Annotated in this window: 11 protein-coding genes; 4 read left to right on the forward strand and 7 right to left on the reverse strand. The window is 60.7% G+C overall.

What is annotated here, in order from left to right; all coding sequences use genetic code 11:
- Window positions 1-38 precede the first annotated feature (38 nt).
- Complete coding sequence (locus OC605_RS23405; RefSeq protein WP_262139770.1) at window positions 39-527, reverse strand: GFA family protein; 489 nt, start codon at window positions 525-527, stop codon at window positions 39-41.
- Window positions 528-665: 138 nt separating this feature from the next.
- Here OC605_RS23405 and glsB point away from each other — a divergent pair, with 138 nt between their 5' ends.
- Together glsB and OC605_RS23415 are read left to right on the forward strand one after the other, a co-directional pair.
- Complete coding sequence (glsB, locus tag OC605_RS23410) at window positions 666-1,574, forward strand: glutaminase B (protein ID WP_024013269.1); 909 nt, start codon at window positions 666-668, stop codon at window positions 1,572-1,574.
- Window positions 1,575-1,756: 182 nt separating this feature from the next.
- Window positions 1,757-3,259 carry an aldehyde dehydrogenase family protein gene (locus OC605_RS23415; RefSeq protein WP_262139771.1) on the forward strand — a complete coding sequence of 501 codons (1,503 nt, stop codon included), beginning with the start codon at window positions 1,757-1,759 and terminating at the stop codon, window positions 3,257-3,259.
- A gap of 171 nt (window positions 3,260-3,430) precedes the next feature.
- On the opposite strand, the gene OC605_RS23420 is transcribed toward OC605_RS23415, so the two are convergent.
- Entirely contained in the window at window positions 3,431-4,090 is a 660-nt protein-coding gene (locus tag OC605_RS23420) for a carbonic anhydrase (protein WP_262139773.1), read from the reverse strand.
- A gap of 58 nt (window positions 4,091-4,148) precedes the next feature.
- A complete protein-coding gene (cynS, locus tag OC605_RS23425; protein ID WP_133336556.1) occupies window positions 4,149-4,616 on the reverse strand; it encodes a cyanase in 468 nt (155 codons plus the stop codon).
- A 121-nt stretch (window positions 4,617-4,737) separates the two neighbouring features.
- Between cynS and cynR the strand changes: the two genes are divergently transcribed.
- Window positions 4,738-5,625, forward strand: coding sequence for a transcriptional regulator CynR (gene cynR, locus OC605_RS23430; RefSeq protein ID WP_262139776.1), 888 nt, complete (start codon window positions 4,738-4,740; stop codon window positions 5,623-5,625).
- A 253-nt stretch (window positions 5,626-5,878) separates the two neighbouring features.
- Here the strand turns inward: cynR and OC605_RS23435 are convergent, their stop codons facing one another.
- Both OC605_RS23435 and OC605_RS23440 read right to left on the reverse strand, forming a co-directional pair.
- Window positions 5,879-6,208, reverse strand: a complete 330-nt coding sequence (locus OC605_RS23435) for a hypothetical protein (RefSeq protein ID WP_041480831.1) — start codon at window positions 6,206-6,208, stop codon at window positions 5,879-5,881.
- A gap of 542 nt (window positions 6,209-6,750) precedes the next feature.
- Window positions 6,751-8,694, reverse strand: a complete 1,944-nt coding sequence (locus OC605_RS23440; RefSeq protein WP_262139779.1) for a DNA topoisomerase III — start codon at window positions 8,692-8,694, stop codon at window positions 6,751-6,753.
- Between the two features lie 192 nt (window positions 8,695-8,886).
- Between OC605_RS23440 and OC605_RS23445 the strand changes: the two genes are divergently transcribed.
- Window positions 8,887-9,249, forward strand: coding sequence for a DUF427 domain-containing protein (locus OC605_RS23445; protein ID WP_262139781.1), 363 nt, complete (start codon window positions 8,887-8,889; stop codon window positions 9,247-9,249).
- Between the two features lie 52 nt (window positions 9,250-9,301).
- Here the strand turns inward: OC605_RS23445 and OC605_RS23450 are convergent, their stop codons facing one another.
- Together OC605_RS23450 and OC605_RS23455 are read right to left on the reverse strand one after the other, a co-directional pair.
- Window positions 9,302-10,924: an MFS transporter gene (locus tag OC605_RS23450; RefSeq protein WP_073471178.1), complete on the reverse strand. Its 1,623-nt coding sequence runs from the start codon at window positions 10,922-10,924 to the stop codon at window positions 9,302-9,304.
- Between the two features lie 132 nt (window positions 10,925-11,056).
- Entirely contained in the window at window positions 11,057-12,718 is a 1,662-nt protein-coding gene (locus OC605_RS23455) for a GMC family oxidoreductase (protein WP_262139783.1), read from the reverse strand.
- Between the last annotated feature and the right edge of the window lie 100 nt (window positions 12,719-12,818).

A 12,818-nucleotide genomic window follows, 5' to 3' on the forward strand; every position in this document is an offset into this window, starting at 1 on the left:
AAATGTGGCAGCGAGCCTGCTCGCGAAGGGCGCGGTGTTCAGCGAGTTACACCGAGTCGCTCATGCCACTGGGCGATCGATTCTTCGGGATATACATCAAACTGCTGATCCTTCGGCTTCGCCTCGACCTCAACCCACGGCGCTTTCGAGCCAAGCATCAGGTGCGTGTGTTCCGGCGGCACCGGCAGTGGCGTGTCGATCGCCGAGGCGAATGGGTGAATCAGCTCTGGCCACTCCGGGCTGAACAGCCACAAACCGCTGCCGCACAGTGAGCAGAAGTGGCGCTCGGCGCTGCTGCGATGGGCGCGTTTATCGCCGTCAGCTTTCATCTTCGCGTGATAGATGCTGATGTTTTTGCGTCCGCGAACCTTGAGAGTGGTCGCGTCGCCGCCAAGGTTGATCGCATAACCGCCACCGCCCTGGGTCTTGCGGCAGATCGAGCAATAGCAGCGTTGATAGGGATAAGGATGGGCGCTGTCGAGGCTGAACGTGACTTCGCCGCAATGGCAGGAGCCTTCGAGTTGCATGGTGCTCTCCCGTGTCTAATGGTCCGCTTCAGCCTAGAACATTCTGCCTGATGCTTGCCGGTGTGATGCGACCGGCGGGCGCAGCGTCTAGCCCCAGTGTCCCCGCGATCCCATGGGGCGAGACTTTCGGAACCCGGCATGCAAGCGCTGTTGAACGAGATCCTTGACGCCGTCCGGCCCCTGATCGGGCAGGGCAAAGTTGCTGACTATATCCCCGCCCTCGGCACGGTGCCGGCCAACCAGTTGGGCATCGCCGTGTACAGTAACGATGGCGAAATGTATTGCGCCGGCGACGCTGAAACGCCGTTCTCGGTGCAGAGTATTTCCAAGGTATTCAGCCTGGTGCAGGCCATCGATCACTCCGGCGAAGCGATCTGGGAACGGCTTGGTCACGAGCCTTCTGGCCAGCCGTTCAACTCGCTGGTGCAACTGGAATTCGAGCGCGGCCGCCCGCGCAATCCGTTCATCAATGCCGGGGCGCTGGTGATCTGCGACATCAACCAGTCGCGCTTCGCCGCGCCGACATTGTCGATGCGCGACTTCGTCCGGCGCCTGTCCGGTAACCCGCAGATCATGATCGACGGCAAGGTCGCCGACTCCGAATACCAGCACCGCGCGCGTAATGCGGCGATGGCGTATCTGATGCAGTCGTTCGGCAACTTTCACAACGATGTCGAGGCGGTGTTGCGCAGCTATTTCAGCCATTGCGCGCTGCGGATGAATTGCATCGATCTGGCCCGGGCGTTCTGCTTTCTGGCCAATGACGGGTTCTGCAAGCACAGCGGCGAGCAGATCCTGACGCGCCGCCAGACCCAGCAGGTCAACTCGATCATGGCCACCAGCGGTCTGTATGACGAGGCGGGCAACTTCGCTTATCGCGTCGGCCTGCCGGGCAAGAGCGGGGTCGGCGGCGGCATCGTTGCGGTGGTGCCGGGGCAGTTCAGCGTGTGCGTGTGGTCGCCGGAGTTGAATGCGGCCGGCAACTCGCTGGCGGGGATGGCGGCGCTGGAACTGCTCAGCTCGCGGATTGGCTGGTCGGTGTTCTGAAGACACACCACGATTTCCAGTGTGGGAGCGAGCCTGCTCGCGAAGAGGTCGGCACATTCAGCATCGATGTCGTCTGGTCGGGCGCTTTCGCGAGCAGGCTCGCTCCCACCGGGTGCAGTGTTGCTTTGCAGGAACGTGTTCTATACATTTTCCGGCCGCCCTCTGCATGGTGAATCCGCTTCATGTCTCTTGCGCTCGAACGTCTAGTCGCTGGCACGCCGATCCCTTTCGCTGGTAACCGCGTCACCGTGGTCAGCCCCGAACTGGCCGCGCGGTTTCAGCCCGGTGACCATCTGCTGGTCGAGCAGGTCAGTGGCGAGTTGTTGCTGATCCCCGTGGCTGATCAACAGGCCGCCTCGGTGGCAATCGAGCGTGCGGCTGCGGCATTCACAGCGTTGTCGGCGGTGTCCGATGAAGCCATCAGCCAGTTTTTCGATCTGTTTGCTCAGCGCCTGGAAAGTCCTGAATGCTGGACGCAGATCGAAGCCGCCAACCGCGCCGACATCGAGCGAGCCAAGGCGCGCGGCCGCTCGACCACACGCTTGCTCGCTGATGAACGCATGCGCCGCGACATGATCGCCGGGCTGCGCGCCTGGCGTGATGCGCCACCGACCCGGGGCAAAGTGATCAGCAGTGTCGAGCACGATGGCTGGAAGGTTGAGCAAGTGGTCTCGCCGCTGGGCATCGTCGCGTTTGTCTTCGAAGGCCGACCCAACGTATTTGCCGACGCCGCCGGGGTGTTGCGCACCGGTAATACGGCTGTGCTGCGCATCGGCAGCGATGCGTTGGGCACTGCGCAAGCCATCGTCACTCACGCGCTGAATCCAGCACTGGCCGAAGCCGGCTTGCCGGTTGGCGCAGTGTCGTTGGTGGAAAGCGTCAATCATGCTGCCGGTTGGGCGATGTTCGCCGATCGGCGTCTGTCGCTGGCGGTGGCGCGCGGCTCGGGCCGTGCGGTCAGTCAGTTGGGCAGCATTGCTCAGCAGGCCGGCACTGCCGTCAGCCTGCACGGCACCGGCGGCGCGTGGCTGATCGCCGACCGTGACGCCGACGCCACTCGCTTCGCGGCAGTGGTGCGCAACTCGCTGGACCGCAAGGTCTGCAACACCCTGAACGTCTGCCTGATTCAGCGCGAACGCGCCGATGAGCTGGTGCCGCTGTTCCTCGATGCCTTGAAAGACGCCGGTACTGCGCGCGGCCAAGGCTGCAAATTGCACATCGTCGCGGGCAGTGAAAGTTGCCTGCCAAGCGAATGGCAGAACGCAACGGTCGAGGTTTATCGCGCCGAGGGTTACCAGACCGAAGCGCTGGCCGAGTCTTTGCCCGAGTCGGAGCTGGGCCGCGAGTGGGAATGGGAAGAAACCCCGGAAGTCAGCCTGATGATTGTTGACGATCTGGATCAGGCGATTGCGCTCTTCAACCGTTACAGCCCGCAATTCACCGTGTCGTTGATCAGCGAGGATGCGGCGGTTCAGGAACGTTTCTACAACGCGGTGAATGCCCCGTTCGTAGGCAACGGCATCACCCGTTGGGTCGATGGCCAGTACGCGTTGAACAAGCCGGAACTGGGCCTTTCGAACTGGGAGAGCGGGCGCCTGTTTGCGCGCAGCGCGATTCTTTCCGGCGATGGCGTGTTTACCGTGCGTAGCCGGATGACTCAGGTTGATCTCACGGTAAAACGCTAACTTGAAACCCGGACCGTGCCGTGTAGGAGCTGCCGAAGGCTGCGATCTTTTGATCTGATCGTTCCCACGCTCCGCGTGGGAATGCCTCTAGGGACGCTCCGCGTCCAGTGACGCAGAGCGTCACGGGCTGCGTTCCCACGCGGAGCGTGGGAACGATCATCGGCCGGGGCGTCAGGCTGCGTTGGAAGTCTTAGCGCTGATCGCGCAAGTCTCAGGTTGCTCGGCCAGCGGCACAAACGTGCGGCGGTCGGCCGACAGCGCGTCGATCGAACCGGTCTCGATGTCGTATACCCAGCCATGCAGATTCAGCCGCCCTTGCTCCTGGGCCAGGCGCACACTCGGGTGGGTCTGGATATTCGCCAATTGCGCGATCACGTTCTCGCGCACCATCGAACTCAATTTCGCCGCGTCGCTGCCATGCACGCGCGCTTCGTTCATCACCTTCGCCGATTCGGCATGCTGCAGCCAGCCACTGACAGCGGGCAGATGATCCATGCATTTGCACTGGGCAATTGCCGTCATTGCGCCGCAATCGGAGTGGCCGCAAATCACGATATCGCTCACTCCCAGCACTGCCACCGCATACTCCACTGTCGCCGATACCCCGCCCGGATGTGGGCTGTAGGAGGGCACGATATTGCCGGCGTTACGGATCACGAACAGTTCGCCGGGCTCTTGCTGGGTCAGCAACTCAGGCACCACGCGACTGTCGGAACAGGTGATGAACAGCGTGCCGGGTTGCTGAGTCGTGGCCAGATGTTTGAACAGTTCGCTGCGTTGCGGGAAGGCTTCGTTCTGGAATTTCAGGAAGCCGTCGATCAGGGCTTTCATGGGCATGTCCTCGTGGCAGAAATGAGATGGCCCGCACGCAGGATGCGGGCCGGGCGCATTAGAACGGGCGCAGCGGCAGGAACTTGCCGTCGAGCGTCACCACTGCGCGGGAGCCGCCTTCCGGGTCTTCGACTTTCTTGATGTCCAGTTTGAAGTTGATCGCACTGATGATGCCGTCACCGAACTGCTCGTGAACCAGCGCTTTCAGCGTGGTGCCGTAGATCTGGATCATTTCGTAAAAACGGTAGATGGTCGGATCGGTCGGCACGCCGCTGAGGCTGCCGCGCAACGGAATGATCTGCAGTGCGGCGACGTCATCGGCGTTGAGGTCAAGCTTGTCGCCGACCACTTGAGCAGCGTTTTCCGGCAGCGGATGCTGGCCGAGCAGGGCGGCGGTGACGTAGGCCAGGCTGAGGCCGGTGCCGTCAGCAAGATCCTGCCACGACAGATCTTTTTTCGCCTTGGCGTCGAGAACGCGGGTGGCCAGGGCCAGGCTGTTGTCGTTGTAGGCGTGGGACTGTTGCATGGTGTCACTCCTTTCAGGGGTTGGCTTGCTTGTGTGGAAGCAATCTTGCGCCGGTCGATCCATAGCGTCCAAGACCGATATACAATGCTTCGCATAAGCCCTGCCTATAGTTGGTGTCCTCATGCTGTTGCGACATTTGCGTTATTTGCTCGCCGTTGCCGATCACGGAGGCTTCACCCGAGCTGCCGAAGCGCTGCATGTATCGCAGCCGACGCTGTCGCAGCAGATTCGTCAATTGGAAGAAAACCTCGGTGTGACTCTCTTTGATCGCACCTCACGCACGGTGAAGCCGACGGATGCCGGAGCGGCTTACATCGAATGCGCGCGGCGCGTGCTGGTGGAGCTGGGGGCCGGGCAGCGCGCCTTGCACGACGTGAAGGATTTGTCGCGCGGCACACTGCGCCTGGCGATGACGCCGACGTTCATGGCGTATCTGGTCGGGCCACTGGTGCGCGACTACGGGGCACGGTTTCCCGGGATTCATCTGGAGATCTTCGAGTTGTCGATGGACGACATCGAGGCGGGGCTGGCGGATGACTCGCTGGATGTCGCGATCGCGTTTACCCCGGTGCGCAATGCCGATATCGAATGCATACCGGCGTTTACCGAGACGCTGGGGATCATGGTCGGGCCTGGGCATCCGCTCTATGACAGCCCTTCGGTGTTGACGCCGACGGAATTGGCTTCAATGGATTTCGCCTTGCTGGCGCCGGGCTTCATTACGCGGTTATTGGTGGATGATTATTTCCGAAAGCACGGGATTACGCCGCAGGTGCGGATTGAAGTGAATTCGGTGAGTACGTTGCTGGAAGTGGTGCGGCATGCGCCGCTGGCGACCATGCTGCCCGAGGCGATTGCCAGCGAAGATCGCGCATTGCGCCGCTTGCGGGTCGAAGGGGAGGCGCCACAGCGTGGCGCGGCGTTGTTGCGGCGCAGGAATAATTACCATAGTGCGGCGGCGTTGGCGTTTGTGGAGCTGGTGCTCGGCATGAAAAGCCCCTCACCCTAACCCTCTCCCAGCGGGAGAGGGGACTGACCGAGGTGTTTGGTCAAGTTACTCCGACCTGAACGAGCTTCGTTGACTCATAATCGCCACGGTCATTCAGATCTACGGTTGAGCTGAGGCAACTCGGTCGGCTCCCTCTCCCTCGGGAGAGGGCTGGGGTGAGGGGCGACGGGGGCACTCACGCCGCAAAACTCAAAAGAACAACAAAGGGCCTGCTCCCAATCGGAAGCAGGCGCTTAGTCAAATAATCTACAACTCAATACAACCGATCAATCACCCGAACTTCATTCTGATTCTGCATCGAATCCCACGCCTGTTTCAGCGTCTGCAGCACACTGCCGATGAAGTCCTTGTCGGCCGCAGCCTTCTTGCCGACATAACCGTGGCCGCGGCGGTACATCTTCAGGCGGGCCAGCAGGTTCTGGTGGTTGCGGTCGAACTCTTCCTCGCCAGCATGGGGCGACAGGCAGTCGATGTGTACCTGGCCCGACTTGCTGATCCAGAGAATATGGCTGTCGTGGCTGTCTTTCTGCGCCGCGAACATACGCGCCAGTTCTTCGATGGTGGGTTGATTGTTCAGATTCATTGTTATGCCCCTTGACCAGTCTGGTGATCTTTCAAAGTTGATTCGCTAATACAGGTAGCCCATCGGTTAGTTGATCCCTGGCACCGAAACCAGGACGTCAGCGCTCGCCCGTATTAAGTACGGGGTCATGCATCTGTTGCATGTAGTCGTGTTGAATAACTGCTACGCAATAGCGTCACAACGAGGAGAAGCAGCGAAAACCGGGAGGCTCCTTGACGACAATCCAGTGTCGGCCACAAGCGTCTTGAGAATTTTCGCCAGCGCTTCTCGTCCTTGTACTGGACGTTCAGGCCAGGTCAGCTTCTTCAATCTGCCTTGTGGGCAGCGTGTATCCGGAAAAAACAACTCGGCGGTCAGACGAGTTTGCTCAAGCGCGTTACCAGTGCTCCCGATCGGGGAACGTCTTCATCATGCAAAAGCAAAACGATGCCGTCAACGGTTTTGTAGTGATTATTTTCAAGCACTACATATTGTCGGACAAAGCTGTTTTGGAATGAGAAAAGATCCGTTTCAGCAACGTAGAGAAGGGAACCTCAAGGGATTCAGCGAGTCGCCGGACGCGCCGTGCGTTTGCGCGTACCGGCGGCTTTGCTGGCCGTCGACTTGCGCTTTTTTTTCCACGGCGCTGCGGCTTTGCCGGCAGGCGGCGGGCCGCTGATGGTCAGGCTGAGGGCTGAGCAGCGGCTGACCTGCTTGCTCATCCACGCAGCCTGTTTGGTGACGAATTCTTCCAGACTCATCTCGCCGCTCTGCACCATGTCCAGCGCCTGTTCCCAGATGGCCGTAGTGCCAGGATCGGCGATCGCGCGCGGAACCGCATCGATCAGGCTGAACGCGGCAGGTGTCGCCGCCAGCGCCTTGCCGTTCTTCACTAGATAACCGCGATCCAGCAGCCCCTGGATGATCGACGCGCGGGTGGCTTCGGTGCCGATGCCGGTGGTGTCCTTGAGTTTCTGTTTGAGCAGCGGATCCTCGACCAGTTTGGCGACGTTCTTCATCGCCTTGATCAGATCACCTTCGGTGTAGGGTTTTGGCGGTTGCGTCCACAGATCCTTGAGATTCACTTTCGCCACAGCGCATTCGACGCCCTGGCTGAGGGTCGGCAAGGTTTGCGGTGCTGGTGCTTCGCGGCCCTTGGCCGGTGCCAGTGCTTCGGGCAATGCGCGCTTCCAGCCTGGTTCGATGATCTGCTTGCCGACCGCGCGCAACGCCTGCCCGTTGCAGTCGAAATCAGCCTGAGTGCGATCGTATTCGTGATTGGGCAGGAACTGCGCCAGGTAGCGCGCGCGAATCAGTGTGTACACCGCGCGATGTTTGCCGGTCAGGCGTTCGAGGTTTTTCGCGGCAATGGTCGGAATGATGCCGTGGTGAGCGCTGACCTTGGCGTCATTCCAGGCTCGCGAGCGCCGTTGCGGTTCGAGATAACCCTGCAAGGCTTCAAGGCTCGGATCGGCCTGGCGCAATGCGGTGAGGATCGATGGCGCCTCACCGTGCTGGCTCAACGGCAGAAAGCCGCAATCACTGCGCGGATAGGTGATGACTTTGTAGGTTTCGTAAAGGGCTTGGGCGATGTCGAGGGTCTCCTGCGCGCCAAGGCCAAGCTTTTTCGAGCAGACTTCCTGCAAGGTGCCGAGATCGAAGGGCAGGGGCGCCACTTCGCGCATGCGCTCGGTTTTCAGCTTGATCACCCGTGCGCTGTCTGCACTGCTGATCGCCGCCGCTGCTTGTTGCGCCAACGCCTGATTCAGGCAGCGATCCTGATCATCACAAATATCCGCTGGTGCGCGCCATTGCGCGCTAAACGCTGTGCCGTTGTGCAGCAGTTCCACATCGATTGCCCAGAACGGTACGGGGACGAAATCGGCGATGCTGCGGTCGCGGTCGACCACCAGTCGCAGGGTAGGCGTCTGCACTCGGCCCACAGGCAGCACGCCCTGATAACCCGACTGACGGCCCAGCAAGGTGAACAGTCGACTCATGTTCATGCCGATCAGCCAGTCCGCGCGTGAACGGCCCAGCGCCGAGTGATACAGGCTGAAGGTTTCGGCTCCCGGTTTCAGCGCGGCCAAGGCCTTGCGAATCGACGCCTCGTCCAGCGCCGACAGCCACAAGCGGCGGATCGGCCCGCGATAGCGGCAGTGCTCGACCAGTTCCCGGGCGATCATCTCGCCCTCACGGTCGGCGTCGGTGGCGATGATCAGTTCGCTGGCCTCGCCAAGCAGACGCTTCACCGCTTTGTACTGGCTGGCGGTGCGCGGCTTGACGGTCATTTTCCACTTGTCCGGAATGATCGGCAGATCGGCCAGCACCCAGCGTTTGTAGCGAGCGTCGTAGGCATCCGGCGGCGCGGTTTCGAGCAAATGGCCGATGCACCAGGTCACTGTGACATCCGTCCCCAACCAGCAGCCGTCGCCGCGACGCCTAGCGCCGAGCACGGCCGCAATGTCTTTGGCCTGGGAAGGTTTTTCACAGAGGTACAGCCGCATAGCTACCATCGCTGGTTGATTTGTGGGAGCGCACAGGATGGCTGGAGTCTGCCGCGCGAGCAACTTTTATCTGTATGGATATACAGATAAAACGATTGCCAAAGATTTTCGCCGTTCGGCTGCAATCTCAACCAGACCCGAGCCCATCAGCTATACCTGAACCGGTCTCTTCGCCGTCTTCAGGAGAACCCCATGAAAAGCCCCAGCCCCGTGATCAGCGTCGAACAACTCAGCGGCTGTCTACTGGTTAAATTCCACGGCATCCAGGTCGCCGCGTCCTCTCACGCGCTGATCCTCAACGAAGCCAACTATCCGCCGGTGTACTACATCCCGCGCGAAGACATCGACGAAAAATACTTCGCCCGCACCGACCACACCAGCTATTGCCCGTACAAGGGCGACGCCAACTATTTCAGCCTGCAAGTGCCCGGACATGAGGGTGCCAACGCGGTGTGGACTTATGAAAACCCGAAGGTCTCGGTTGAACCGATCCGCGAGTACGTGGCGTTTTATCCGGACCAGGTGAAATTCGAAGTGATCAAGGCGCACGCCTGAGCAAAAAAATGGCGAGAGAATCGCTTCCCTCGCCATTGTGTCAGCGGGTTTTTCAGTTCTTGTCGAGATCGATATTCTTCGTCTCACGCAGACAGATCATCCCCACCACCAGGCTCACCCCGGTGATCAGCACCGGATACCACAGCCCGTAGAAAATATCTCCGGTGTACACCACCAGCGCAAACGACACGGTGGGCAGGAATCCGCCAAACCAGCCGTTGCCGATGTGATAGGGCAGCGACATCGAGGTGTAGCGAATGCGGGTCGGGAACAGTTCCACCATCAGCGCCGCCAGCGGCCCGTAGCACATGGCCGAGATGATGATCAGCGCGACGATCAGGGCGACGATCATCGGTTTGTTGATCTGCTGCATATCGGCTTGTTGCGGATAGCCGGCGAGGGTAATCGCGCCGCGCAGTGCCGCCTCATCGAAGCCATCCAGCTTCACATCGCCGACACTCACTTGCACGGCGCTGCCCGCAGGCGCAGCGACGCTGGAGTAGGGCAGGCCTTGCTTGACCAGGAACGTCTTGACCTTGTCGCACGGGCTGTCGAATTTGGCTTTGCCCACCGGATCGAACTGGAAGGTGCAAGTGGCGGGGTCGGCGAGCACGGTGATCGGTGCCTGACGGCTGGCCTGATCGATCGCCGGGTTGGCGTAGTGGGCCAAAGATTTGAAGATCGGAAAGTACAGCGCGGTCGCCAGCAGCAGGCCGAGCATCAGCACCGGTTTGCGTCCGACCTTGTCCGACAGCCAGCCGAAAAAGATGAAGAACGGCGCACCGATCACCACGCTGACAATCAACAGACTGTTGGCCACCGCCGGGTCCATTTTCAGGAACTGGGTGAGGAAGAACAGCACATAGAACTGCGCGGCGTAGAAGGTCACCGCTTGCCCGGCATTGATGCTGAACAGCGCAATCAGCACGACTTTGAGGTTTTCCCATTTGCCGAAGGATTCGCGGATCGGCGCCTTCGAGGTTTTGCCTTCTTCCTTCATTTTCAGGTAGGCCGGCGACTCGTGCAGGCTCAGGCGAATCCAGGTGGAAATGCCCAACAGCACGATCGACAGCAGGAACGGAATGCGCCAGCCCCAGACTTCAAACTGGTCGCCGGTGAAGTAGCGGCAGCCGAGCACCACCAGCAGCGACAACAGCAGGCCGAGGGTCGCGGTGGATTGAATCCAGCTGGTGTGGAAGCCGCGTTTGCCGATAGGCGCATGTTCGGCCACGTAGGTCGCCGCACCACCGTATTCGCCACCGAGCGCCAGGCCCTGAAGCATGCGCAGCACCACCAGAATGATCGGCGCGGCGATGCCGATGCTGGCGTAGGTCGGCAGCAGGCCGACGCAGAACGTCGCCACGCCCATCAGAATGATCGTCGCCAGAAAGGTGTATTTGCGCCCGATCATGTCGCCCAGGCGGCCGAACACCAACGCGCCGAACGGCCGTACGATGAAGCCGGCGGCGAACGCCATGAGCGCGAAGATGAATGCCGTGGTGTCGTTGACCCCGGCGAAGAACTGCTTGCTGATCACCGCCGCGAGGGCGCCGTAGAGGAAGAAGTCATACCACTCGAACACCGTCCCGAGTGATGAAGCGAAGATGACTTTTTGCGTGGCGTTGCTGGTCTCGGCGCTGCCCGCAGCGTCCAGCGGCTGAACGTGTTCTGACATATCGGTATCCCTCACAGTGATTGTTTTTGTTGTTCCACTGGTGTTGCGTGTCCGGTAATGCGCGATGCCTGAGTCTGGTGATGATTCCTGTGGGAGCGAGCCTGCTCGCGAAAGCTTTTTGCCAGTCAACTCCTAGGCTGAGTGAGCTACCGCATTCGCGAGCAGGCTCGCTCCCACAGAGGAAATATCTACAGGTCTGGACAAAATCAGTTGTGCCGCCTTCTCGGCAATCATCAGCGTAGGCGAACAGGTATTGCCCGAGGTAATTCTTGGCATGATCGACGCATCGGCGACGCGCAGACCCGGCACGCCATGCACGCGCAATTGCGCATCGACCACTGCGTCACCGTCGTTGCCCATGCGGCAGGTGCCGACCGGATGGAAAATCGTCGTGCCGATTTTTGCCGCCGCTTCATGCAATTGTTCTTCGCTTTGCAGGCTGTCGCCGGGCAGGTATTCGACCGGTTTGAACGCTTGCAGGGCAGGGGCGCTGACGATGCGCCGGGTCAGGCGAATCGCATCGGCGGCGACGCGCAGATCTTCTGGATGGCTGAGGTAATTGGGCTGGATCAGCGGCGCCGCTTGCGGATCGGCGGAGCGAATCTCGATGCGCCCACGGCTCTGCGGGCGCAGGTCGCACACCGAGGCGGTGAACGCCGGGAAGCTGTGCAGCGGCTCGCCAAAGCGCTCCAGCGACAGCGGCTGCACGTGATATTGCAGGTTCGCCGAGGTTTGCTCGGGACCGGAGCGGGCAAACGCGCCCAACTGACTCGGCGCCATCGACAACGGCCCGCTGCGGTCGTACAGATAACGCAGGCCCATGCCCATCTTGCCCCACACGCTGCCGGCGATCTGGTTCAGGGTGCGGGCGTTTTCCAGCTTGTAGATCAGGCGCAGTTGCAGGTGATCCTGCAGATTGCCGCCGACGCCCGGCAGCTCATGAATCACGCCTATCCCTAAGCGTTCGAGCAGCGGCCGCGGACCGATCCCTGAGCGCTGCAGAATGCTCGGCGAGCCGACCGAGCCGGCGCACAAAACAATCTCCTTGCGCGCCTTGAACTGTCTGGTCTGGCCTTCATGCTGCGCGCTGACTTTCGCCGCGCGGCCGTTCTCCAGCAAGACACGATCAACCTCGATGCCGGTCAGCACGGTCAGGTTCGCCCGGCTGCGCAGCGGTTTCAAAAAGGCCTTGGCCGCGTTCCAGCGCACCCCGGCTTTCTGGTTGACCTGAAAGTAACCGCAGCCTTCATTGTCGCCCTGGTTGAAGTCATTGATGCTGGCGATGCCGCTTTGCTCGGCGGCGCTGCGAAAGGCATCGAGAATCGGCCACGACAGGCGCTGCTGTTCGACCCGCCATTCACCCTGATCGCCATGAAATTCAGCGCCGCCGGCAAAGTGGTTTTCGCTCTGTTTGAACAGCGGCAGCACGTCTTTCCAGGCCCAGCCCGGATTGCCTGCCGCCGCCCAGCCGTCATAGTCGCCGGCCTGGCCGCGCATGTAGATCATGCCGTTGATCGACGAACAGCCGCCCAGCACCTTGCCGCGCGGATAACTCAGCGCGCGGCCATTGAGGCCCGGTTGTTGTTCGGTTTTGAAGCACCAGTCGGTGCGCGGGTTACCGATGCAGAACAGGTAACCCACAGGAATATGAATCCAGGCGTAGTTGTCGCGTCCGCCGGCTTCGAGCAGCAACACCCGTTGCTGCGGATCCGCCGAAAGCCGGTTGGCCAGCAAGCAACCGGCGGGGCCGGCGCCGACCACGATGTAGTCGAATTCATCCAGGGACGTCTGCATGCCCTGACCTCGCTTTTTGTTTTTATTGTCGGACACTCTAGTTGTTAGCTTTCGTTGAAAGAATGTTAGTTTTTGCGCAGCCGCTGTGCGTTTTCAAACA

Source organism: Pseudomonas sp. Marseille-Q5117 (assembly GCF_946901175.1).
In the GTDB taxonomy this organism is placed as follows: Bacteria; Pseudomonadota; Gammaproteobacteria; order Pseudomonadales; family Pseudomonadaceae; genus Aquipseudomonas; species Aquipseudomonas iranensis.

Excerpts from the sequence above, each read along its gene's own strand:
- OC605_RS23405 (WP_262139770.1), bottom strand. The coding sequence starts at position 527 with ATGCAACTCGAAGGCTCCTGCCATTGCGGCGAAGTCACGTTCAGCCTC.
- glsB (WP_024013269.1), top strand. The coding sequence starts at position 666 with ATGCAAGCGCTGTTGAACGAGATCCTTGACGCCGTCCGGCCCCTGATC.
- OC605_RS23415 (WP_262139771.1), top strand. The coding sequence starts at position 1,757 with ATGTCTCTTGCGCTCGAACGTCTAGTCGCTGGCACGCCGATCCCTTTC.
- OC605_RS23420 (WP_262139773.1), bottom strand. The coding sequence starts at position 4,090 with ATGAAAGCCCTGATCGACGGCTTCCTGAAATTCCAGAACGAAGCCTTC.
- cynS (WP_133336556.1), bottom strand. The coding sequence starts at position 4,616 with ATGCAACAGTCCCACGCCTACAACGACAACAGCCTGGCCCTGGCCACC.
- cynR (WP_262139776.1), top strand. The coding sequence starts at position 4,738 with ATGCTGTTGCGACATTTGCGTTATTTGCTCGCCGTTGCCGATCACGGA.
- OC605_RS23435 (WP_041480831.1), bottom strand. The coding sequence starts at position 6,208 with ATGAATCTGAACAATCAACCCACCATCGAAGAACTGGCGCGTATGTTC.
- OC605_RS23440 (WP_262139779.1), bottom strand. The coding sequence starts at position 8,694 with ATGCGGCTGTACCTCTGTGAAAAACCTTCCCAGGCCAAAGACATTGCG.
- OC605_RS23445 (WP_262139781.1), top strand. The coding sequence starts at position 8,887 with ATGAAAAGCCCCAGCCCCGTGATCAGCGTCGAACAACTCAGCGGCTGT.
- OC605_RS23450 (WP_073471178.1), bottom strand. The coding sequence starts at position 10,924 with ATGTCAGAACACGTTCAGCCGCTGGACGCTGCGGGCAGCGCCGAGACC.
- OC605_RS23455 (WP_262139783.1), bottom strand. The coding sequence starts at position 12,718 with ATGCAGACGTCCCTGGATGAATTCGACTACATCGTGGTCGGCGCCGGC.